The organism is Streptococcus sp. HMSC064D12 (genome assembly GCF_001837205.1).
Classification (GTDB): domain Bacteria; phylum Bacillota; class Bacilli; order Lactobacillales; family Streptococcaceae; genus Streptococcus; species Streptococcus salivarius_D.
Window position 1 is genome coordinate 1 of the sequence record NZ_KV831713.1, and the last position, 23,555, is coordinate 23,555.

Genomic DNA, 23,555 nt, shown 5'->3' on the forward strand with positions numbered 1-23,555 from the left:
CTTTTTGTCTGCATTCAAAAAGCTCTATAATCTCCACAGTGGTTTTACCCGCTACAGAAATTATAGAGCCAAAAGAGTTCAAATTGAACTCTTTTTCTATTTGTTTTTCGAATATAGTATTGAAGACAATAAAAAAACTAGCTCAGTTAGTTTTTTATTATAGTCCGTAGTTATAATCATCATCTTGCATGGCTTCAACGGTACCTAGAAGGTAACCATTACCAACTTGAGAGAAGAAGTCGTGGTTTGATGTACCTGTAGAAATACCATTCATAACGATTGGGTTAACATCGTTTGCACTGTCTGGGAAGAGTGGATCTTGTCCCAAGTTCATGAGAGCCTTGTTGGCGTTATAACGTAGGAAAGTCATAACTTCCTCAGTCCATCCAACACCATCATAAAGAGATTTAGTGTAGAGCTCTTCATTTTCATACAATTGGTAGAGAAGATCATACATCCATTCACGGAAACTTTCTTGCTCTTCTTCAGGCAATTCGTTGAACCCTAGTTGGAATTTATAGCCAATATAAGTTCCGTGAACAGATTCGTCACGGATAATGAGCTTGATGATTTCAGCGACGTTAGCCAGCTTGTTATTACCAAGATAATAGAGTGGAGTGAAGAACCCTGAGTAGAAAAGGAAAGTTTCAAGATATGTTGAAGCAACCTTTTTCTGAAGAGGCGTTCCATTTTCATAGATATCGTTAATGATTTTCGCCTTGGTTTGTAGGTATTCGTTACTGTTAGTCCACTCGAAAATTTCTTCAATTTCAGATTTAGTATTCAAAGTTGAGAAGATTGAAGAGTAAGATTTGGCGTGAACAGATTCCATGAACTGAATGTTGTTCAATACAGCTTCTTCATGAGGTGTACGGACGTCTGCACGAATGGCTTCAACACCAGTTTGAGATTGCATGGTATCTAGCAAGGTTAAACCACCGAAAACTTTTCCAACCAAATCCTTTTCTTCAGCTGAAAGTTTACGCCAGTCATCAAGGTCATTTGAAAGTGGGATACGTGTATCTAGCCAAAATTGTTCGGTCAATTTTTCCCAGGTAGATTTATCAATCGCATCTTCGATTTCATTCCAGTTAATGGCTTTGTAGTAAGTTTCCATTAGAAACCTCTTTCTTTATTGATATCGTTACTATTTTATCATAATTCAAAATCATGATATAGTTTTTTGAGTTGATCTATTAAAAAAGTCGGCGAACCGACCTTTTAATGCATTTTGTAAATAAGAGTAGTGAGGTTGTTATCGTTAAATCACTATCTTAGATGACACAGCTTTCACATTGGTTAGAACCAACCTCTTCACCGTCATCTGTATAAGTACGGATGTAGTAGATTGATTTAATTCCCTTGTTAAAGGCGTAGTTACGAAGGATAGAAAGGTCACGAGTCGTTTGTTTATTTTCTGTTTTCCATTCGTAAATTTCTTTTGGTAACTCACTACGCAAGAATAGGGTTAATGACAAACCTTGATCAACGTGTTCAGTCGCAGCGGCATAAACGTCGATAACTTTACGCATGTCCATGTCGTAGGCTGAAGTGTAGAAAGGAATTGTGTCTGTTGAAAGACCGTTGGCTGGATAGTAGATTTTTCCGATTTTCTTTTCTTGACGTTCTTCAATACGTTGTGTGATTGGATGGATAGAAGCCGAACAGTCGTTAATGTAAGAGATTGAGCCATTTGGCGCAACAGCCAAACGGTTTTGATGGTAGAGTCCATCTTTCTTAACGAGTTCACGGAGTTCTTCCCAATCTTTAGCTTGTGGGATGAAGTGGCCATCGAAAAGTTCTTTGATACGGTCAGATTTAGGAACGTATTGGCCTGTAACGTATTTGTCAAAGTAAGAACCATCAGCATATTTTGATTTTTCAAAACCGACAAAGGTTTCTTGACGTTCACGGGCAATGTTGTTAGATTCAACTAAAGTCCAGTAGTTCATAAGCATGAAGTAGATATTAGTGAATTCAACAGATTCAGGGCTACCATACTCGATATGGTGTTTAGCGAGGTAAGAGTGAAGCCCCATAGCTCCCAAACCAAAGGTATGAGCTTGTTGGTTACCATTTTTGATAGATGGTACAGCATCAATACTTGAGCTATCTGTAACAAAGGTAAGCGCACGTGTCATTGCTCTAATCGAACGACCAAAGTCAGGTGAAGTCATCATGTTAAGGATATTAGTTGATCCAAGGTTACATGAAATGTCTGTACCGAGTTTAACAAACTCTTGTGCATCGTTAAGTTCACTTGGTGTTTGAACTTGAAGAATTTCAGAACAGAGGTTGGACATGATAATCTTACCATCGATTGGATTGTGTCGATTGGCTGTATCAACATTGACGATATATGGATAACCTGATTCTTGTTGGAGTTTAGAAATTTCAGTTTCTAGCTCACGGGCATTAATCTTGGTTTTTGTGATATTTGGATTGGCAACCAACTCATCGTACATAGCTGTAATATCAATGTAGTTATATGGTTTACCGTACTCTTTTTCGACTGAGTAAGGACTGAAGAGGTACATATCTTCATTATTACGTGCCAACTCGTAGAATTTATCTGGAACTGTAACACCAAGTGATAGTGTCTTAACACGCACCTTCTCATCAGCATTCTCTTTCTTAGTAGAAAGGAAGGCAAGAATATCTGGGTGGAAAACATCCAAATAAACAACACCAGCACCTTGACGTTGGCCAAGTTGGTTTGAGTAAGAAAAGCTATCTTCGAAGAGCTTCATAACTGGTACGACACCAGAGGCTGCCCCAGCATATCCTTTGATAGGAGCACCTGCTTCACGAAGGTTAGACAAGCTAATACCTACCCCACCACCAATACGTGATAACTGGAGGGCAGAGTTGATAGAACGTCCGATAGAATTCATGTCATCCGTTACTTGAATAAGGAAACATGACACGAGCTCACCACGACGGCTACGTCCAGCATTTAGAAATGAAGGAGTAGCAGGTTGGTAACGTTGGTGAATCATTTCGTTGGCAAGGTCACTAGCTAGGTTTTCATCACCATCAGCAAAGTAAAGGGCGTTGAAAAGAACGCGATCTTCAATACTTTCGAGGTAAGACTCGCCATCGTTTGTTTTGAGAGCATATTGTTGGTAGAACTTGTAGGCTGCCATGAAAGATTGGAAGCGGAATTTTTGAGAATGAATTTCTGCAGACAATTTTTCAATGAAAGCAGGTTCGTATTTACCGATGAATTCAGACTCAATATAATCGTTCTCAATCAAATAATTAATTTTATCTGTGATGCTGTTGAATGCCATTGAATTTGGCTTAACGTTTTCAAGGAAGAAGGCACGAAGCGCTTCTTTATCCTTATGTAAAGGAATTTGACCGTTAACAGGACGGTTAATTTCGTTGTTGAGGCGGAAGTATGAAACATCGCCAAGATTTTTTAAAGACATAATACAGATACCAAGCTCAGTTTAATAGTAGATTAAGGTTAAAACATTAATCTAAGCAAACAAGTTCCTTTCTATATAAAAACTTGATAATTAAAGGATTTCTTTAAGTTTAGTAGGTTGAAAACCTGAAAAGACGATATCGCCGGCTTCAATAACTGGAGCAGCAGTGAAACCGAGGCTTTTAACGTAATCGATTTTTTCTGGCTGTTCATCAATGTTGATTTCTTCGAAATCAGCACCTTCCTTTTCCAAGAATTTTTTAGTCATTTTGCACTGCATGCAGTTGTTTTTAGAAAACAATGTAATCTTTGCCATTGCAAATACTCCTTTATAAAAAGATTTTAAGTGGCCAAGAGCCACTTTTTCGACTCTAATAGAATACCCAAAATATTGGGAAAAATCAAGCTAAATATCTCAAGGAAATACAATATTTTGTGTTTAGTATTGAAACACAACCCTATATCTTGTGTTTTAAAGGCTTTTTTAAGTTTCCTAAATTAAATAGGATTTGTATATGGAAATGACGAAAAAAGAAATATCTAACTATGCATGTTATATAATATAACATCAAAATGCCAATTCTATTTGTTTTTTCAAAAAAAACAGTGTAGAATAAAGAAAATTTTTAACTAATGGAGGTTCAAGTATGCAAGAATACTGTTCAAATCTAACTGTAAATGGTAAGACATTCTCTTTCTATGATCTCGAAAAAGCAGCAAAATCTCATGATGTTAAGGTCGGAGAACTCCCTTATACCATTCGAATACTACTTGAAAGTCTCCTCCGAAAAAAAGATGGCCTCGATGTTAAGGAATCTCACATTTCTGATCTGATGAAATTTCCGAATTTTCCAACAATTTCTGAAGTGCCTTTTAAACCAAGTCGTGTTATCTTACAAGATTTTACAGGAGTTCCTGTTGTTGTTGATTTAGCTTCAATGCGTGATGCTATAGTGGCTAATGGTGGTAAAGCAGAATTTATTAATCCCGAGATTCCAGTAGATTTGGTCATTGACCACTCTGTCCAAGTTGATTCATACGGATGTGATACTGCTCTTGAAGACAATATCAATCTAGAGTTTAAACGTAATAACGAGCGCTATGAATTTCTTAAGTGGGCCGAACAGTCTTTTGAAAATTACCGTGCGGTTCCACCAGCAACAGGGATTATTCACCAGGTTAATATTGAATTTTTGAGCGATGTCATTATTGAAAAAGATGGATTACTATATCCCGATTCTATGTTTGGTACAGATAGTCACACAACTATGATTAATGGTATTGGCGTTCTTGGTTGGGGTGTTGGCGGTATTGAAGCTGAAGCAGCTATGCTCGGTGAAGCATCTTATTTCCCAATTCCAGAGGTCATTGGTGTACATCTGACGGGAGAGTTGCCTAAAATTGCTACAGCAACAGATTTGGCTCTCAAGATTACTCAGGTACTTCGTTCTGAAAATGTGGTTGGTAAATTTGTTGAGTACTTTGGACCTGGCTTGAAGAGTTTGTCTCTAGCTGACCGTGCTACAGTCGCTAATATGGCACCAGAATATGGAGCGACCTGTGGTTATTTTCCTATTGATGACGAGACTCTTAACTACATGCGTTTAACTAACCGTGATGAGGAACACATCCAAGTCACTGAAGCCTATACAAAAGCCAATCATCTTTTCTATGATCCAAGTAAAGAAGCCAAGTATACTAAGATTGTTGAAATTGATTTGTCATCCATTAAACCTTCTATCTCAGGTCCTAAACGTCCACAGGATTTGATTCTCTTATCAGATGCTAAGCAAGAATTTCAAGATGCAGTGGTACGAGAAGCAGGTGTCCGTGGTTTTGGTTTGGATAAGGAAGAGCTAGCAAAAACTGCAAACGTTGACTTTGAGGATCATTCAGAAACAATTCAAACAGGTCATGTGGCCATTGCAGCTATCACATCATGTACCAATACTTCAAATCCTTACGTTCTTATGGCAGCCGGTCTTTTAGCTAAAAAAGCGGTTGAGAAAGGATTAAAAGTATCTCCAACAGTGAAGACATCTTTGGCACCAGGTTCTAAGGTTGTTACTGGTTATCTCAAAGCTTCAGGCTTGCAAACCTATCTAGATAAGCTTGGCTTTAACTTGGTAGGTTACGGTTGCACAACCTGTATTGGGAACTCAGGAGACTTACGTCCTGAGGTGGCTAAGGCTATTGTAGACACTGATTTATTAGCGAGTGCTGTTTTGTCAGGAAATCGTAATTTTGAAGGGCGTATTAATCCACTTGTTAAAGCGAATTTCTTGGCTAGCCCACCATTGGTTGTTGCTTATGCCTTAGCTGGTAACACGAATATTGATTTGACAACTGAACCTTTAGGTTTTGACGACAATGGTCAAGCTGTTTATTTAGAGGATGTTATGCCATCTCGTGAAGAAATTGAGACTTATGTTGATAAATACGTCACCCGTAAACTCTTCCAAGATGAATATGCTAGTGTCTTTTCTGATAGTGAGAAGTGGAATGCCATTCCTACTGAACAAAGTCAAAATTATAAATGGAATCAAAACTCTACCTATATTCAAAACCCACCTTACTTTGATGCTTTAGGAGATGATTTGAGCATTAAACCATTGAAAGATTTGAAGGTTTTGGCTAAATTCGGAGATACGGTAACAACAGACCATATTTCTCCAGCGGGTAATATTGCCAGAAATAGTCCAGCAGCTCGTTATTTGACTGAGAATGGTGTTGATTATCAAGAATTCAATTCTTATGGTAGCCGTCGTGGAAATCACGAAGTCATGATGCGAGGAACCTTTGCTAATATTCGTATCAAGAATGAGTTAGCAGATGGAAAAATTGGTGGATATACTAAATATGATGGTGACATTCTACCTATATATGATGCTGCTATGAAATATAAAGAAGCTAATCAAGATACGCTTGTAATTGCCGGTAAGGATTATGGTATGGGTTCAAGTCGTGACTGGGCGGCTAAAGGTGCTAATCTTCTTGGTGTAAAAGTAGTGCTTGCTGAGAGTTTTGAGCGTATTCACCGTTCAAATCTCGTTATGATGGGGATTTTACCAGTCCAATTTATGGAAGGAGAAAATGCTGAAAGTCTTGGATTGACAGGACATGAGACGTTTAGCTTTGACCTTTCAGAAAATCCAGGTGTCCATGATGTTATCACTGTTACAGCTTCAACACCTGAACAAACCAAAACCTTTAAAGCCTTGGTACGCTTCGATGCAGATGCTGATATTCGCTACTATAAAAATGGTGGAATCTTGCCAATGGTTGTAAGAAAAAAATTGAAGGGAGCCTAATATGACAACAGTTGAAATTAATGGACTTAAGGATATGATTGCCTGTAATACTAGGATTTCATCTATTATCGATGATCATTTATCGTATTCGGGATATGATATTTCCGAGTTTATGGATAATAAAGCGTCTTTTGAGGAAGTGATTTATCTCTTGTGGAATGGTCATCTTCCTACGCAAATGGAACTTAAGTATTTTGAAGCTGAGTTGCGTAAGAACTATGATATTTCTGATGCTGTAGAGCAATGCATTCTTATCCAGTCTCGTCCACATTTGCACCCAATGAGTGTTTTACGTTCAACAGTCTCCCTTCTTGGGGTTTATAATGTGGATGCCGAGGAAAGATCCATGGAGGCAATTTATCAGCAAAGTATTGAATTGATGGCTAAATTGCCTACAATTATTACGACTTTTGCACGCTTACGTACTGGTAAAATGCCCCTCAAACCAAGAGAAGATCTAGGTTTTGCGGCTAATTTTCTCTACATGCTGAATGGTGTTGAACCTTCTGAAATTGAAATTGAAGCTATGAATAAGGCTTTAATTCTTCATGCTGATCATGAGTTGAATGCCTCAACTTTTGCGGCGCGTGTTTGTGCCTCGACTCTGACAGATATCTATTCTTGTGTCACAACAGCTATTGGAGCCCTAAAAGGTCCCTTGCATGGTGGAGCTAATGAACGCGTCTTTGATATGCTTAAAGAAATTCGTGAATCTGGAGATGTTAATGCTTACTTGCAGGAAAAACTTGACTCAAAAGAGAAAATCATGGGATTTGGACACCGTGTATACAAGAAACAGGATCCTCGTGAAATTTTCTTAAGAGATATGGCCAAAAAGTTGACAGAAGGTACCGACAATGAAGAATTCTTTAACATGTCTCAAGAAATTGAAGAATTCATGAAAGAAAAGAAGGGATTGATTCCCAATGTGGACTTTTATTCAGCTACCGTATACCATACTCTAGGAATTGACAGCGATATCTTCACACTTATCTTTGCTATGAGTCGTGTTGCCGGCTGGATTGCTCATATTCAAGAGCAACAAAAAAATAACAAATTGATTCGTCCACGCTCACAGTACATCGGACAAGAAAATATGACGTATATTCCTTTAGAAAAACGCTAGGGAGGAAAGCTATATGGCAGAAAAAATCGTAATGAAAAATGGACAGCTTCAAGTTTCTGATCGTCCAATTATCCCTTTTATTGAAGGCGATGGTGTTGGACATGATATCTGGAAGAATGCCCAAGCAATTTTTGATAAAGCAGTAGAAGTAGCCTATGAAGGAAAGCGTCATATTGAATGGCAAGAGCTTCTAGCCGGTAAGAAGGCTTATGACAAAACAGGTGAATGGTTGCCGAAAGAAACTTTGGAAGCTATTCGAGAAAGTTTAGTAGCTATTAAGGGACCGCTTGAGACGCCAGTAGGTGGTGGTATCCGTTCATTAAATGTAGCATTACGTCAAGAACTTGATCTCTACGCTTGTGTTAGACCTGTTCGTTACTTTGACGGAGTAGCAAGCCCACTTAAGGAACCAGAAAAAACGAATATTACTATTTTCCGTGAAAATACCGAAGATATTTATGCGGGGATTGAATGGGAAGCGGGAACAGCAGATGTCAAGCGCGTGATTGAGTTTCTCCAGACAGAAATGAATGTTAGTAAAATTCGCTTCCCAGAATCAAGTAGTATCGGAATCAAGCCAATTTCAATAGAAGGAAGTAAACGTCTCATTCGCTCTGCTATCGACTATGCTCTCAAGAACAATCTAAAGAAAGTGACATTGGTTCATAAAGGGAATATTCAAAAATTCACAGAAGGTGGCTTCCGTAAATGGGGTTATGAAGTAGCTCAGGAAGACTATAAAGAAGAATTGCTGGCTGGTCGTTTAGAGATTAATGATATAATCGCTGATAACTTTCTCCAACAGATTCTTTTAAATCCAGAAAAATTTGATGTTGTTGCCTTAACCAACTTGAATGGTGATTATGCCAGTGATGCCTTGGCTGCACAAGTTGGTGGTATCGGCATCTCCCCTGGAGCCAACATTAACTATCAAACAGGCCATGCTATTTTTGAAGCAACACATGGAACAGCTCCGGATATTGCAGATCAAGATAAGGCTAATCCTTGCTCAGTTTTATTATCTGGCTGCATGCTTCTAGATTATATTGGTTGGACTGAGGCAGCTCAACTGATTACAAGTGCTATTGAGAAGACATTTAAAGCTGATATCTTTACAGCTGACTTAGCATTTGGGAAACAAGCTTATTCAACGAGTGCCTTTAGCAATCAAATTCTTTCAATTATGTGATTGTTTTTGCTCGAAAATGAAAATTAACGATTGAAAACACCATGAAAGAAATTTTCTGAAAATGTTGTAAATAACTAGAGACTAGTATTTGCTTATGTTTTGAAAAATGAAAATGACCAGTAAAATGAGAGACAAGCTTTCGAAAAACTTGTAGAAAGTACGTTTTAACCTTGATAATCTCAATTAGCTATGTTATAATTCTAAATTGTAAGGGTTATCATTGATAACTCAAATATTCCAAATGAAGAAGGAGAATCCATTATGGCTTCTAAAGATTTCCACATTGTTGCAGAAACAGGTATCCACGCACGTCCAGCTACTTTGCTTGTTCAAACAGCTAGCAAATTTGCTTCAGATATCACTCTTGACTACAAAGGTAAAGCAGTTAACCTTAAATCTATCATGGGTGTTATGAGCCTTGGTGTTGGTCAAGGTGCTGACGTAACTATCTCTGCAGAAGGTGCTGATGCTGATGACGCAATCGCAGCAATCGCAGAAACAATGACAAAAGAAGGATTGGCATAAGAATATGACAGAAATGCTTAAAGGAATCGCAGCATCTGATGGTGTTGCAGTTGCTAAGGCATATCTGCTTGTTCAACCGGACTTGTCATTTGAAACTGTAACAGTTGAAGATACAAGTGCAGAAGAGGCTCGTCTAGATGCTGCTCTAGCGGCGTCACAAGACGAGCTTTCTGTTATCCGTGAAAAAGCAGTTGAAAGCCTTGGTGAAGAAGCGGCAGCCGTTTTTGATGCTCACTTGATGGTTCTTGCTGACCCAGAAATGACTGGTCAAATTAAAGAAACTATCCGTGCTAAACAAGTTAATGCTGAAGCTGCTTTGACAGAAGTAACAGACATGTTTATCGCTATTTTTGAAGGTATGGAAGACAATCCATACATGCAAGAACGTGCAGCGGATATTCGTGACGTTACAAAACGTGTGCTTGCTAACTTGCTTGGTAAGAAATTGCCTAACCCAGCAACAATCAACGAAGAATCAATCGTTGTTGCTCATGACTTGACACCATCTGATACAGCTCAGTTGAACAAAAAGTACGTAAAAGCTTTTGTTACTAATATCGGTGGACGTACTAGTCACTCTGCAATCATGGCTCGTACACTTGAAATCGCAGCTGTTCTTGGTACAAATAACATCACAGAACTTGTAAAAGATGGTGACATCTTGGCAGTTTCAGGTATTACTGGTGAAGTTGTTATCAACCCAACTGAAGAGCAAATTGCTGAGTTTAAAGCAGCTGGTGAAGCTTACGCTAAACAAAAAGCTGAATGGGCTCTCCTTAAAGATGCTCAAACAGTTACTGCTGATGGAAAACATTTCGAATTGGCTGCTAACATTGGTACACCTAAAGACGTTGAAGGTGTAAATGATAACGGTGCAGAAGCAGTTGGTCTTTATCGTACGGAATTCTTGTATATGGATTCTCAAGACTTCCCAACTGAAGATGACCAATATGAAGCATACAAAGCAGTTCTTGAAGGTATGAACGGTAAACCTGTTGTCGTTCGTACAATGGATATCGGTGGGGATAAAGAACTCCCTTACTTCGATCTTCCTAAAGAAATGAACCCATTCTTGGGTTACCGTGCTTTGCGTATTTCTATCTCTGAAACTGGTAACCAAATGTTCCGTACACAATTGCGTGCCTTGCTTCGTGCATCTGTTCACGGTAAATTGCGTATCATGTTCCCAATGGTTGCTTTGTTGAATGAGTTCCGTACTGCTAAAGGTATTCTTGAAGAAGAAAAAGCTAAATTGGTTGCTGAAGGTGTTGCCGTTGCAGACGATATCGAAGTAGGTATCATGATTGAAATCCCTGCTGCAGCTATGCTTGCTGACCAATTTGCTAAAGAAGTTGATTTCTTCTCAATTGGTACAAACGACCTTATCCAATACACTATGGCTGCTGACCGTATGAACGAACAAGTATCATACCTTTACCAACCATATAACCCATCAATCCTTCGTTTGATCAACAATGTTATCAAAGCGGCTCACGCTGAAGGTAAATGGGCTGGTATGTGTGGTGAAATGGCCGGTGACCAAACTGCTGTTCCACTTCTTGTCGGAATGGGCTTGGATGAGTTCTCAATGTCAGCGACATCTGTTCTTCGTACACGTAGCTTGATGAAGAAACTTGACACAGCTAAAATGGAAGAATACGCTAACCGTGCGCTTACTGAATGTTCAACAATGGAAGAAGTTCTTGAACTTTCAAAAGAATACGTTAACGTAGACTAATCATAAAAAGTGGAGGCCTAGGCTTTCACTTTTTTTATAACTAAACAGAGACAAAATAATTGACTCATTCATTGGTTAGGAGTAGAATACGGCTAACCTAGGTTAATAATTTAAACTATTTTTTGTCAAAATTTTCTGAATAATTCTCGTTTAAATCTTGGATTATTTCTAAAAAAATGATAAAATAGGTCTTATAATAGATAAAAGGAGTTACTATCTTGGCTAAACAATACAAAAACTATGTCAATGGTGAGTGGAAAACATCTGAAAACGAAATTACTATCTACGCACCTGCAAACGGTGAGGAACTTGGATCAGTTCCAGCGATGAGCCAAGCTGAAGTAGACGAAGTCTACGCAGCAGCTAAAGCAGCACTTCCAGCATGGCGCGCGCTTTCATATGCTGAACGTGCAGCTTACCTTCATAAAGCAGCAGATATCTTGGAACGTGATGCAGAAAAAATCGGTCAAGTTCTTTCTAAAGAAATCTCTAAAGGTTTGAAATCTGCAATCGGTGAAGTTGTTCGTACTGCTGAAATCATCCACTATGCAGCTGAAGAAGGTTTGCGTTTGGAAGGTGAAGTACTTGAAGGTGGTGCATTTGACGCTGGTAGCAAGAAAAAAATCGCTGTTGTTCGTCGCGAACCAGTAGGTCTTGTCCTTGCTATCTCTCCATTTAACTACCCAGTAAACTTGGCTGGTTCTAAAATTGCTCCTGCCTTGATTGCTGGTGACGTTGTTGCCTTCAAACCACCAACACAAGGTTCTATCTCAGGTCTTCTTTTGGTTGAAGCATTTGTTGAAGCTGGTATCCCTGCAGGTGTCTTGAACTCTATCACTGGTCGTGGTTCTGTTATCGGTGACTACATCGTTGAACACAAAGCTGTTGATTTCATCAACTTCACGGGTTCAACACCAGTCGGTGAAAACATCGGTCGTTTGGCAGCTATGCGTCCAATCATGCTTGAACTTGGTGGTAAAGATGCCGCTATCGTTCTTGAAGATGCTGATCTTGACTTGACTGCTAAAAACATTGTTGCTGGTGCCTTTGACTATTCAGGTCAACGTTGTACAGCTATCAAACGTGTTCTTGTAATGGATAGTGTTGCAGATGAATTGGTAGAAAAAGTAACTGCTTTGGTAGGTAATATCACTGTTGGTATGCCTGAAGAAAGCGCAAGCGTTACACCACTTATCGATACAAAAGCAGCTGACTTCGTTCAAGGTTTGATTGATGATGCCGTTGAACAAGGTGCTACTGCTAAAACTGAATTGAAACGTGAAGGTAACCTTATCTACCCAGCTGTCTTTGACCATGTAACAACTGACATGCGTCTTGCTTGGGAAGAACCATTTGGTCCAGTATTGCCATTCATCCGTGTATCTTCAGTTGAAGAAGCAATCAAGATTTCTAACGAATCTGAATTTGGTCTTCAAGGTGCAGTCTTCACTCAAGACTACCCACGTGCATTTGCAATTGCTGAACAACTCGAAGTTGGTACAGTTCACATCAACAACAAAACACAACGTGGTACAGATAACTTCCCATTCCTTGGTGTTAAAGGATCTGGTGCCGGAACTCAAGGTGTGAAATACTCTATCGAAGCTATGACTCGTGTGAAATCAACAGTATTTGATATCGCAAACTACTAAGAGTTTAGCTATTCAATCATTAAAAAAGTGTAAAGAGTCCCCATTATAGGGGCTCTTTTTCTTTTAAAATATGGTATAATAGAACTAAATTTCGAATATAGAGAGTTTTCTGACAATGAATAAATCTTATTTTTACTTGGTTATGAAGACCCATGAATTAGAGGTGCCATACACTGGTAAACTTCGTCGTGTGCGTGTTCTTCTACCTAAGAACTATGAAACGGATACAGATCGTTCTTACCCTGTCGTGTATTTCCATGATGGTCAGAATGTTCTTTATAGTAAGGAGTCATTTTCGGGCTATTCTTGGAAGATTATCCCAACAATCAAGCGTAATCCTGATATTTCGCGCATGATTGTTGTAGCCATCGATAATGATGGTCCTGGCCGTATGAATGAGTATTCTGCGTGGAAGTACCAAGAATCTAATATCCCTGGTGTTCAGTTCGGAGGCAAGGGAGTAGAGTATGCGGAGTTTGTCATGGATGTGGTTAAACCCTTTATTGACAAGGAGTACCGTACCCTCTCAGACCGTCAGCATACAGCTATGATTGGTTCATCCCTTGGTGGTAATATCACTCAGTTTATGGGGCTTGATTATAAGGAGCAGATAGGTTGTCTTGGGGTATTTTCTTCAGCTAACTGGTTGCATCAAGATGCCTTTGATCGTTACATGTCGCGTCAAAAGCTCGATGCAGATCAACGTGTCTACATTTATGTAGGGACTGAGGAAGCTGATGATACTGACAAGACCTTGATGGCTGGTAACATTAAGCAGGCTTATATTGACTCTTCATTGAGCTATTACCATGATTTGATTGCTCGTGGGGTTGATTTGGAAAATATCAAGATTCACATTCAGTCTGGTGCTGAACACAATGAAGAAGCTTGGGCTGAGAATTTACCAGACTGTCTTCGCTTTTTCGCTGAAAAGTGGGACTAGTCTATATTAACGCAAATTATTTTAATTTAGGAAAAGGTATATAAATATGAATATCGAACATCTTAGCCACTGGAGTGGTCAACTTAATCGTGAAATGTATGTTAACCGTTATGGGCACGCTGGTATCCCTGTTGTGGTTTTTGCTTCATCAGGTGGTAGCCATAACGAATACTATGACTTCGGTATGATTGATGCTTGTGCACGTTTTATCGAAGAAGGGCGCGTACAATTCTTTACGCTGTCAAGTGTGGACAGTGAAAGCTGGCTTTGTGATTGGAAAAATCCACACGATCGTGCTGAAATGCATCGTGCTTATGAACGTTATGTTATTGAAGAAGCTATTCCATTTATCAAACACAAAACTGGTTGGTTTGATCCAATGATGACAACAGGATGTTCAATGGGTGCTTACCATGCGCTTAATTTCTTCTTGCAACATCCTGATGTTTTCAATAAAGTAGTAGCTCTTAGTGGTGTCTACGATGCTCGTTTCTTTGTGGGTGAGTTTGGAGGGGATGAAGCTATTTACCAAAATTCCCCATCAGATTATATCTGGAACCAAAATGATGGTTGGTTTATCGACCGCTACCGTCAAGCTGAAATCATCGTATGTACAGGTCTTGGTGCTTGGGAACAAGATGGTCTTCCTTCTTACTATAAACTTAAGGAAGCCTTTGAACAAAAGAATATTCCAGCCTGGTTCTCTGAGTGGGGCCATGATGTCGCTCACGATTGGGAATGGTGGCGTAAACAAATGCCTTATTTCCTTGACAATATGAACCTATAATTTCTTTGTCTATCCTATCTAAATAACTATAAAAGAGGAATCACTAATGAATTATCTTGTTATTTCACCATACTATCCACAAAACTTCCAACAGTTTACAGTTGAACTTGCTAATAAGGGAATCACTGTTCTTGGTATTGGTCAAGAGCCTTATGAACAGTTAGATCAACCTTTGAAAGATGCTTTGACAGAGTACTTCCGTGTAGATAATCTGGAAAACTTGGATGAAGTTAAGCGTGCCGTAGCCTTTCTTTTCTACAAACATGGTCCAATCGATCGTATCGAATCTCATAATGAATACTGGTTGGAATTGGATGCTGCTCTTCGTGAACAGTTCAATGTTTTTGGTGCTAAGCCAGAAGACCTTAAGAAGACTAAATTCAAGTCTGAAATGAAGAAACTCTTCCAAAAAGCTGGTGTTCCAGTTGTGCCAGGTGCTGTCATTAAAACTGACGAAGATGTGGATAAAGCTGTGAAAGAAATCGGTCTTCCAATGATTGCTAAGCCAGATAATGGGGTTGGTGCAGCTGCAACCTTCAAACTTGAAACAGAAGATGATATCAATCATTTCAAGGCTGAGTGGGACCATGAAACAGTTTATTTCTTTGAAAAATTTGTAACTTCAAGTGAAATCTGTACTTTCGATGGTTTGATTGACCATGATGGTAATATTGTTTTCTCAACAACTTTCGATTATGCCCACACTCCACTTGACTTGATGATTTACAAGATGGATAATTCTTACTACGTTCTTAAGGATATGGATCCTAAGTTACGTAAGTATGGTGAGGCAATTGTCAAAGAATTTGGTATGAAGGAACGTTTCTTCCATATTGAGTTCTTCCGTGATGGTGACGATTATATTGCTATTGAATATAATAACCGTCCAGCAGGTGGTTTCACAATCGACGTCTATAACTATGCTCATTCGTTTGATTTGTACAAGGGCTATGCGGATATCGTTGCTGGCGAACCATTCCCAGCTTCTCAGTTTGAGCCACTTTACTGTTTGGCTACTTCACGTCGTGCAAGCTCACACTATGCTTACTCAGAAGAAGAACTTTTTGATAAGTATCGTGAACAACTTAAAGTTAAGAAAATCATGCCTGCAGCCTTTGCAGAGTTGCAAGGTGACTTCCTTTATATGTTGACAACTCCAAGTCGTGAGGAAATGGAACAAATGATTGAGGACTTTGGTAAAAAAGCCTAATCTGTATATGTTAAAAGCACTTCAGAGTAAACTGAAGTGCTTTTGTAATGGCTTATTTTTCGTGAAGCTCTTGGTTTTTAAGAACCAGTTCTGATACTTTAGCGAATTTTTTAAGTTTTTTGAGGTCTTCTGGATGAGTTACCAAGCTAATGACGCTACCTTCATTTCCCATACGGCCGGTACGACCTGCACGGTGAGTGTAGGCTTCACGGTCTCGAGGAATATCGAAGTTGATGACCACTTCCAGATTTTCAATATCGATGCCTCGTGCCAAGAGGTCAGTACCTAGTAAGAGTGAAATCTCATGGTTCTTGAATTTTTCCAAGATAACCTTACGGAATTTGACGTTGATGTCACTAGCCAATGATACTGCTGAAGCTCCGTTAAATTGGAGGCGCTCTTCAGTAGCCCCAAGGTCAGAAAGACTGTTGAAAAAGACAAGGCCACGGAAATCAGGAATATTGGAGAACTTACGAAGAAGTTCGACACGGTTACGTTTATCAACACTGATATAATAATGTTTAATAGTATCTAATTCCTGATCAGATAAGTCATAAACGATAGTATTTTCGACAAGAACTTGATCGTCAATTTTGTTGGTTGCCGAAATATAGATCATTTGATGATCACGAGGAACATGGTGGCTGATTTTTGTCACAAAGTGGTATTGGCTATCACTGAGAAGCTCATCAAATTCATCGAGGACGATGGTGTTGACATTCATCATCTTGATTTTTTTGAGTTTAATCAGCTCAAAAACACAGCCAGGGGTTCCGATGAGAATTTCTGGTCCTTTCTTCAGGCGTTCAATTTGTCGTTTTTGACTAGAGCCAGAAAGGAAGAGTTGGGCAGTGAGTCCTAGTGGCTCAGCCCATTGTTTGGTTACATCAAAAATCTGTCCAGCAAGTTCAGAATTAGGTGCTAGGATAAGCAGTTGTTGAGCTTTTTTTGGCTTGAGTGAAAGAAGAAGTGGAAGAAGGTAGGCAAGGGTTTTACCTGTTCCTGTAGGACTGATACCTAGGACATTGTCTCCTTCAGTGATTGGTGCAAAGAGTTCTTTTTGAATGGCAGTCTCTGTAGTGATTCCTTTTTCTTTAAGGAGGTCTTGCCATTGTTCAGGAAAGTTTTTAAACATAAAAGTCTCATTTTCTATATGGATTTGCTTTTATTATATCATGATTTAGTGTAGAATAGATAAGAAAGACTATATTAGATAGGAATTTACCATGCCTAAAAAACCGATTATTATTGGGGTTACGGGTGGCTCTGGTGGCGGTAAGACCAGTGTTTCTCGTGCCATTCTATCAAATTTTCCAGATGAGAAAATTGCCATGATTGAGCATGATTCTTATTATAAGGATCAGTCACATTTGACTTTTGAAGAGCGTGTGTCAACGAACTACGACCATCCTTTTGCCTTTGATACAGATCTTATGATTGAACATATCAATGAGCTGATTGCTGGGCGTCCTGTAGATATTCCGATTTATGACTACACCCAACACACTCGCAGTGAAAAGACTTATCGTCAGGAACCACAGGATGTCTTCATTGTTGAAGGGATTTTGGTACTTGAGGATAAACGTTTGCGTGATTTGATGGATATCAAGCTTTTTGTAGATACTGATGATGACATTCGTATTATCCGTCGTATCAAGCGTGATATGGAAGAGCGTGGCCGTAGCTTGGATAGTATCATTGAGCAATATATCAGTGTGGTTAAACCTATGTACCACCAGTTTATCGAACCTACGAAACGCTACGCAGATGTGGTGATTCCTGAAGGTGTCACAAATACTGTTGCTATCGACTTGATTAATACTAAGGTAGCAAGCATTTTGAAAGAAAGTCAGAAAGCCTAAGCAGGAGCTTGGCTTTTTTGGTATAATTGAAACGTTATGATTATTTTACAAGGAAACAAGATTGAGCGCTCTTTCTCAGGAGATGTGCTCTTTGATAATATTAATATTCAGGTAGATGAACGTGATCGTATTGCCCTGGTTGGCCGTAACGGTGCTGGAAAATCAACCTTATTGAAAATCTTGGTTGGAGAGGAAGCGCCGACGAGTGGTGAAATCAATACAAAACGTGATTTGAATTTGTCTTACTTGGCTCAGGATAGTCGCTTTGAGTCTAGCAATACCATCTATGCAGAAATGTTAAATGTCTTTGCAGACTTACGTGCAGACGAAAAGCGTCTGCGTGACATGGAATTGAAGATGGCCGAGTTGACTGGGACAGACTTGGACAAGTTAATGACTGACTACGATCGCCTTTCCGAGGATTTCAGACAGCGTGGTGGTTTTACCTATGAATCTGATATCAGAGCTATTCTCAATGGTTTTAAGTTTGATGAAAGCATGTGGAAGATGCCCATTTCCGATCTTTCTGGAGGGCAAAACACGCGCCTGGCTTTGGCGAAAATGCTGCTTGAGAAGCCTGAGCTCTTGGTACTGGACGAACCGACCAACCACTTGGATATCGAGACCATTGCCTGGTTGGAAAATTACTTGGTCAATTATCAGGGAGCTCTAATCATTGTCAGTCACGACCGTTATTTTTTGGACAAGGTGGCGACAGTAACACTAGATTTGACCAAACATAGTTTAGATCGTTATGTCGGAAATTATTCAAAATTCATGGAGCTTAAGGCTGAAAAGTTGGCCACTGAAGCAAAGAACTTCGAGAAGCAACAAAAGGAAATTGCTAAGTTGGAGGACTTTGTTAATCGTAATATTGTCCGTGCCTCTACAACTAAGCGTGCTCAAGCCCGTCGTAAACAGCTAGAGAAAATGGAACGTCTGGATAAGCCAACAGAAGGTCAAAAGTCAGCTAATATGACTTTCCATGCGGATAAGGTCTCTGGGAATGTGGTTTTGACAGTTAAGGATGCTGCTATTGGTTATGACGATGAGATTCTCTCAGAGCCTATTTCCCTGGATGTTAAGAAGATGGATGCTATTGCCATCGTTGGTCCAAATGGTATCGGGAAAACAACCTTTATCAAGTCGGTAGTGGGTAAATTACCTTTTATCAAGGGAATGTCAACCTATGGTGCCAATGTTGAAGTGGGGTACTATGACCAAACCCAATCTGCCTTGACACCGTCAAACACAGTTCTTGATGAGTTGTGGAATGATTTTGCGACAACTCCTGAAGTTGAGATTCGTAACCGTCTGGGGGCCTTTCTCTTCTCAGGTGATGATGTCAAAAAGTCGGTTTCCATGCTTTCGGGTGGTGAGAAGGCTCGCCTGCTCCTAGCTAAATTATCTATGGAAAACAACAATTTCCTCATCCTAGATGAGCCGACCAACCACTTGGACATTGATAGTAAGGAAGTCTTGGAAAATGCCCTCATTGACTTTGATGGAACGCTTCTTTTTGTCAGCCACGACCGTTACTTTATCAACCGAGTGGCAACCAAAGTGATGGAAATTTCTGAGGATGGAGCAACCATTTATCTTGGAGACTACGATTACTACCTTGAGAAGAAGGCGGAGCTTGAAGAGTTAGCACGTCTTGAGGCAGAGGAAAATCAAGTATCAGAGGAAGTCCAAGTGGCTTCAGCGGGTGCTAGTGATTATCAAGCTCAAAAAGCCAATCAAAAAGAGATGCGTAAACTAAGTCGACGCATTGAGCAAATTGAAAATGAGCTAGAGACAATTGAGGAACGCTTGGAGGAAATTTCTGCTGCCATGCTTGAAACAAATGAAGTGGTGGAATTGTCTGACTTGCAGAAAGAGCTGGATGACTTATCAGTTTCTCAAGAAGCTCTGATGGAAGAGTGGAGTGATTTATCAGAACAATTGGAAGGTTAAGGGATGATGAAAACCTTTTCATGCTTTGAGTTGTGAAAGGCTTACATTGTTGGTATACTAGTCCTAGTATATAAAAGGAGACTAACTTTATGAACAAAGTAAAGAAAAAAGTGTATCGTAACACAACATCTTTCAACATGATGGCATGGGGATCATTTGCCTTCTTCGTAATCTTGATGTTGGTAGGCCTCTATACCCTTAAAGAGCCTTTGATGGTTAAGGGTTACTACCTCATGGGATGTGTAGGATTGATTTCATCATCATTTACAGTATCTAAGGTTGTCCGTGATAACCAAGAAGATGAAGAAAACTATAACAAACTCATCGCTCAACAAACTTTCGAACAATAAGAAGAGAAGCCTGAAAAGGCTTTTTCTTTTTGCAGAAAATGCACAAATATTCTGACTCTTTCCTAGTGGAAGTGTTATAATGGAGTGAAGAGGGTTAGATGATTTTGGAATGAGTAAGTCCAATTCATCAGCCTCAATGCCTTATAAGACTAATTATCGTATAAGAATGCGTTAGTGAAAAGGTAGGTAATATTATGGAATTCAAAGTGAAAGATGGTCAAATCATCTATTATCGTGATCTCGGTAAAGGCTTTCCAATTGTTTTTTTGCATGGCAATAATTTGTCAGGAAATTACTTTGGTAAGCAAGGAATTCTGTATCGAGACTATCGTTTAATTTTCATTGATAGTCGTAATCACGGCAGGTCCAGTCGTCAAAGTGTTAAGATGACCTTTGAACAGATGGCTGCCGATTTGGAGGAAATTTTGCAATATTTGAATATCAAGAAGGCCTTATTTGTCGGTCATAGTGACGGTGCCAATTTGGCTATGGTTTATGCTAGTCGTTATCCTGACCGGATTGCAGGGCTCTTGCTTAATGCGGGAAATATGACCTTTAATGGGTTGACGAGACGCTCAAGATTCGCGGTCTATATACAATATCTTTGCTTAAAAGCCTTGTCACCATTTTCATCTAAAATGGATATCATGGCTCAGGTAACGGGGCTTATGCTTCATGACTTGCCACTAGATAGGGAACGTCTACATCAGGCTGCCTATCCTGTTTGGGTAGTTATGGGGCAAAGGGATGTTATCAGTATCAGGCATTCTAGGGAGATTTCGGAACTCTTTCCAATTCATAAGCTTTATGTCCAACGTCGAGAAGGGCATCGTCTAGCTCAACGTAAATATAAGATTTTCAATCAAATGATTCGTGAGCTTGTGAGAATTAGTCGAAAAGAGGTGGTGGCATGAAGCGTCTTTTAGAGAGACTTCAACCTTTAAAAGCGGCCGTTAAATCTATCTTCTTTATCTCGATTACGGTTCTTGTCGTCATAGAATTGGTTCGCCTCAAACGGACCATCACTTTAGAGTCACTTGAGTCAGCTCTGGGCGGTTTGTCTATTTGGCATCTTGTTTTGATGGCTATCATCGGACTAGTCGCTGTCTCCCCTATGCTCTTTTATGACATCATACTGAATAAGGAGCTAGAAACGGATTATTCCAAATCCTATATCTTAGAAACTAGTTGGGCTGTTAACACCATTAATAATTTAGCTGGTTTTGCTGGTTTGGTCGATGTGGGTCTGAGATATTCCTTTTATTCTGAGGATGGGCAGGAAAAGACGGGTGTTAAGGCACTTTCTCGTTTATTGCCTTACTTTATGTCGGGCCTATCCCTTTTAAGTGGTTTGGTATTCGCTGTCTTTTGGTTCTTCCCTCTAAGTCCAGATTTAAGAAAGTATTGGTTACTGTTATTGGGGATTTTCCTTTATCTGCCTTTTATTTTCTTTGTTTCTAGTCGTGAAAAATTAGCCTATTTTGGTCAAGTACCATTGAAAACGAGGCTAAGTCTTCTTTTAGCTTCGACAGCTGAATGGGGAACGGCCCTTGGAAGCTTTGTAAGTGTAGCTTATTTAATGGGCTTGCATGTTCCTCTTTATAATTTGATTCCTCTTTATTTCCTAGCAGTTATTATTGGTATCTTCTCTATGATTCCGGGTGGGATTGGTAGTTTCGATTTGATTGTGATTACCGGTCTGACCTCTATGGGGGTTAGCAATGCTCTAGCGGTTAGTCTGCTCTTGCTCTTTCGTTTAACCTACTACATTATTCCTTTCTTGTTAGGTGTTGTCTTCTTTTTCAAACACATGGGAGGGCGTATCAACGAGAAATACTTCAAACTTTCTTCACGAGTATTTGGTGGAAGTCTCCACCGCTTTCTTGTGTATTTGCTACGTTTTTCAGGGATTTTCTTGATTTTGTCAGCCTTAATCCCAGAACGCTTGGCAAATGTCTACTTTATTAGCCGTTTTAATCCTATTCAGGAACAGTTGATTTGGCAATTCCCAAGTATCCTATTTGGAACTCTATTCATTTTCATGGCTCGTCTCATCAGACGTCGGGTGAAGGGAGCTTTCATTGCTTCCTTAATAACCTTTGTCTTGACCTTGATTTATGTCAATCTCAATGGTATTTCTTGGGCTATGTCATTCCTAATTGTACTCTCTTTGGTGCTTATGTTGATCATCAGAAAGAGGTTGTATCATCGTTACTTTGTTTATAGTTGGGAAGACAAAACCAAGGATTTCCTTTTCCTAGCCTTTACTATTCTGGTTCTTCTTGTTCTGGGTGGCAGCGGTTTTTGGTCTCATTTATTGCCACCTAAGAACCGGGATGTTCTTGGACATTTTGTTCATATTTGGTTTGATATTTTACTGGCATCAGTTATCATTGCAACTATTGTTTGGGGAGTCTTGAGAATTTTGGCACCCCGCAGGACTTTTGGTCAAAGTATGGATGATGAGCGCTTTACAGCTCTCCTTGAGAAATACGGAGGTGCATCAGAAAGTGCCTTGGCTTATTTACATGATAAACGCCTCTTTTGGTATCGTGTCGATGGACAAGACCAGGTAGTTTTCCAATTTGCACAAACCAGCAATAAGTGTGTGGTTATGGGAAATCCAATTGGTAATGAAAACTATTACCGAGCAGCTTGGGAATCTTTCTTGAAGACACTATCAGATTGGAATTTACAAGCCTTGTTTTATGAGGCAGACGAGAGTATTACCCTGATGCTTCATGATTATGGCTTTGATTTTATGAAATTTGGGGAAAACGCCATGGTTGATTTGACGACATTCTCTGTCGATGGTAAGCATGGTAAGAAGTTCCGTAAACCAACCAATCGTGTCGAAAAAGCAGGTTTCCAGTTTAAGTTACTTGATCCTCCATTTTCAGAGACTCAGATGCAAGAAATGAAGGCTGTCTCAGATATTTGGCTTAACGGTCGTAAGGAGAAGGGTTTCTCTCTTGGTTTCTTTGATGAAGCTTATCTGCAGCAGGCACCGATTGCTATTGTTGAGAGTGAGGAAGGAGAAATTGTAGCCTTTGCCAACATCATGCCAACCAATAACAAACGGGTGGCGACGATTGACCTTATGCGTTATGATTTTGAAAAGGCTCCTGAAGGCATCATGGATTACCTCTTTGTCAAACTCTTCCAGTACTTCCAAGCGGAAGGAAAGCAATACTTTGATATGGGAATGGCTCCACTCGCGAATGTGGGTGCTGAAGAAGATAGCTTCTTGGAAGAGAAGGTTGCCAATTTGGTCTATGTCTTTGCACAACGTTTTTACTCTTTTAGTGGACTCCAACGTTATAAGGAGAAGTTTTCTCCAATATGGTCTCCAAAATACATTGTTTATCCTAAACGAACTTGGCTCTTGTTTGATATGATTGCCATTTTAAGGATTGATAATCGTAAAATTGAAGACAGATTGAAGAAAAGACGTCTTTGGAAATAGATATAAA

Annotated in this window: 18 protein-coding genes; 14 read left to right on the top strand and 4 right to left on the bottom strand. The window is 39.5% G+C overall.

Annotated elements, in window-relative coordinates; translation table 11 throughout:
- Window positions 1-157: 157 nt before the first annotated feature.
- The 3 genes from nrdF to nrdH form a co-directional block, all read right to left on the bottom strand.
- Entirely contained in the window at window positions 158-1,117 is a 960-nt protein-coding gene (gene nrdF, locus HMPREF2697_RS00165; protein ID WP_014633295.1) for a class 1b ribonucleoside-diphosphate reductase subunit beta, read from the bottom strand.
- A 157-nt stretch (window positions 1,118-1,274) separates the two neighbouring features.
- Window positions 1,275-3,434, bottom strand: a complete 2,160-nt coding sequence (gene nrdE / locus HMPREF2697_RS00170; protein ID WP_013990782.1) for a class 1b ribonucleoside-diphosphate reductase subunit alpha — start codon at window positions 3,432-3,434, stop codon at window positions 1,275-1,277.
- Window positions 3,435-3,524: 90 nt separating this feature from the next.
- Complete coding sequence (gene nrdH, locus HMPREF2697_RS00175; protein ID WP_004182714.1) at window positions 3,525-3,749, bottom strand: glutaredoxin-like protein NrdH; 225 nt, start codon at window positions 3,747-3,749, stop codon at window positions 3,525-3,527.
- A gap of 331 nt (window positions 3,750-4,080) precedes the next feature.
- Here nrdH and acnA point away from each other — a divergent pair, with 331 nt between their 5' ends.
- From acnA to HMPREF2697_RS00220, 9 genes are all read left to right on the top strand, one after another.
- A complete protein-coding gene (gene acnA, locus HMPREF2697_RS00180) occupies window positions 4,081-6,744 on the top strand; it encodes an aconitate hydratase AcnA (protein WP_070849106.1) in 2,664 nt (887 codons plus the stop codon).
- A gap of 1 nt (window position 6,745) precedes the next feature.
- Window positions 6,746-7,870, top strand: coding sequence for a citrate synthase (locus HMPREF2697_RS00185; RefSeq protein WP_014633292.1), 1,125 nt, complete (start codon window positions 6,746-6,748; stop codon window positions 7,868-7,870).
- Window positions 7,871-7,883: 13 nt separating this feature from the next.
- Window positions 7,884-9,059, top strand: coding sequence for an NADP-dependent isocitrate dehydrogenase (gene icd, locus HMPREF2697_RS00190; RefSeq protein ID WP_014633291.1), 1,176 nt, complete (start codon window positions 7,884-7,886; stop codon window positions 9,057-9,059).
- Between the two features lie 261 nt (window positions 9,060-9,320).
- A complete protein-coding gene (locus tag HMPREF2697_RS00195; RefSeq protein WP_002884015.1) occupies window positions 9,321-9,584 on the top strand; it encodes a phosphocarrier protein HPr in 264 nt (87 codons plus the stop codon).
- A gap of 4 nt (window positions 9,585-9,588) precedes the next feature.
- Window positions 9,589-11,322, top strand: a complete 1,734-nt coding sequence (ptsP, locus tag HMPREF2697_RS00200; protein WP_013990779.1) for a phosphoenolpyruvate--protein phosphotransferase — start codon at window positions 9,589-9,591, stop codon at window positions 11,320-11,322.
- A 218-nt stretch (window positions 11,323-11,540) separates the two neighbouring features.
- Window positions 11,541-12,974: an NADP-dependent glyceraldehyde-3-phosphate dehydrogenase gene (locus HMPREF2697_RS00205; RefSeq protein WP_002890682.1), complete on the top strand. Its 1,434-nt coding sequence runs from the start codon at window positions 11,541-11,543 to the stop codon at window positions 12,972-12,974.
- A gap of 115 nt (window positions 12,975-13,089) precedes the next feature.
- Window positions 13,090-13,917 carry an alpha/beta hydrolase gene (locus HMPREF2697_RS00210; protein WP_002884105.1) on the top strand — a complete coding sequence of 276 codons (828 nt, stop codon included), beginning with the start codon at window positions 13,090-13,092 and terminating at the stop codon, window positions 13,915-13,917.
- A 46-nt stretch (window positions 13,918-13,963) separates the two neighbouring features.
- Window positions 13,964-14,704, top strand: coding sequence for an esterase family protein (locus HMPREF2697_RS00215; protein ID WP_002884014.1), 741 nt, complete (start codon window positions 13,964-13,966; stop codon window positions 14,702-14,704).
- Between the two features lie 46 nt (window positions 14,705-14,750).
- Window positions 14,751-15,914 carry an ATP-grasp domain-containing protein gene (locus HMPREF2697_RS00220; RefSeq protein ID WP_022495748.1) on the top strand — a complete coding sequence of 388 codons (1,164 nt, stop codon included), beginning with the start codon at window positions 14,751-14,753 and terminating at the stop codon, window positions 15,912-15,914.
- Window positions 15,915-15,966: 52 nt separating this feature from the next.
- Here HMPREF2697_RS00220 and HMPREF2697_RS00225 read toward each other — a convergent pair whose 3' ends face one another.
- Window positions 15,967-17,049 carry a DEAD/DEAH box helicase gene (locus HMPREF2697_RS00225; RefSeq protein ID WP_070849109.1) on the bottom strand — a complete coding sequence of 361 codons (1,083 nt, stop codon included), beginning with the start codon at window positions 17,047-17,049 and terminating at the stop codon, window positions 15,967-15,969.
- Between the two features lie 91 nt (window positions 17,050-17,140).
- On the opposite strand from HMPREF2697_RS00225, the gene udk reads away from it, so the two are divergent.
- From udk to mprF, 5 genes are all read left to right on the top strand, one after another.
- Window positions 17,141-17,776 (top strand): uridine kinase, encoded by a 636-nt coding sequence (gene udk, locus HMPREF2697_RS00230; RefSeq protein WP_002890688.1) that lies wholly within the window; start codon window positions 17,141-17,143, stop codon window positions 17,774-17,776.
- A gap of 36 nt (window positions 17,777-17,812) precedes the next feature.
- Complete coding sequence (gene abc-f, locus HMPREF2697_RS00235; RefSeq protein WP_070849112.1) at window positions 17,813-19,732, top strand: ribosomal protection-like ABC-F family protein; 1,920 nt, start codon at window positions 17,813-17,815, stop codon at window positions 19,730-19,732.
- Window positions 19,733-19,821: 89 nt separating this feature from the next.
- Window positions 19,822-20,082 (top strand): YiaA/YiaB family inner membrane protein, encoded by a 261-nt coding sequence (locus HMPREF2697_RS00240; protein WP_002883990.1) that lies wholly within the window; start codon window positions 19,822-19,824, stop codon window positions 20,080-20,082.
- A gap of 194 nt (window positions 20,083-20,276) precedes the next feature.
- The gene (locus HMPREF2697_RS00245; protein ID WP_013990774.1) at window positions 20,277-20,996 is read left to right on the top strand and encodes an alpha/beta fold hydrolase; all 720 of its coding nucleotides are present in this window, start codon (window positions 20,277-20,279) and stop codon (window positions 20,994-20,996) included.
- Window positions 20,993-23,548, top strand: a complete 2,556-nt coding sequence (gene mprF / locus HMPREF2697_RS00250) for a bifunctional lysylphosphatidylglycerol flippase/synthetase MprF (RefSeq protein WP_070849115.1) — start codon at window positions 20,993-20,995, stop codon at window positions 23,546-23,548. The genes HMPREF2697_RS00245 and mprF overlap by 4 nt, the downstream gene beginning before the upstream one ends.
- The last annotated feature ends 7 nt before the right edge of the window (window positions 23,549-23,555 follow it).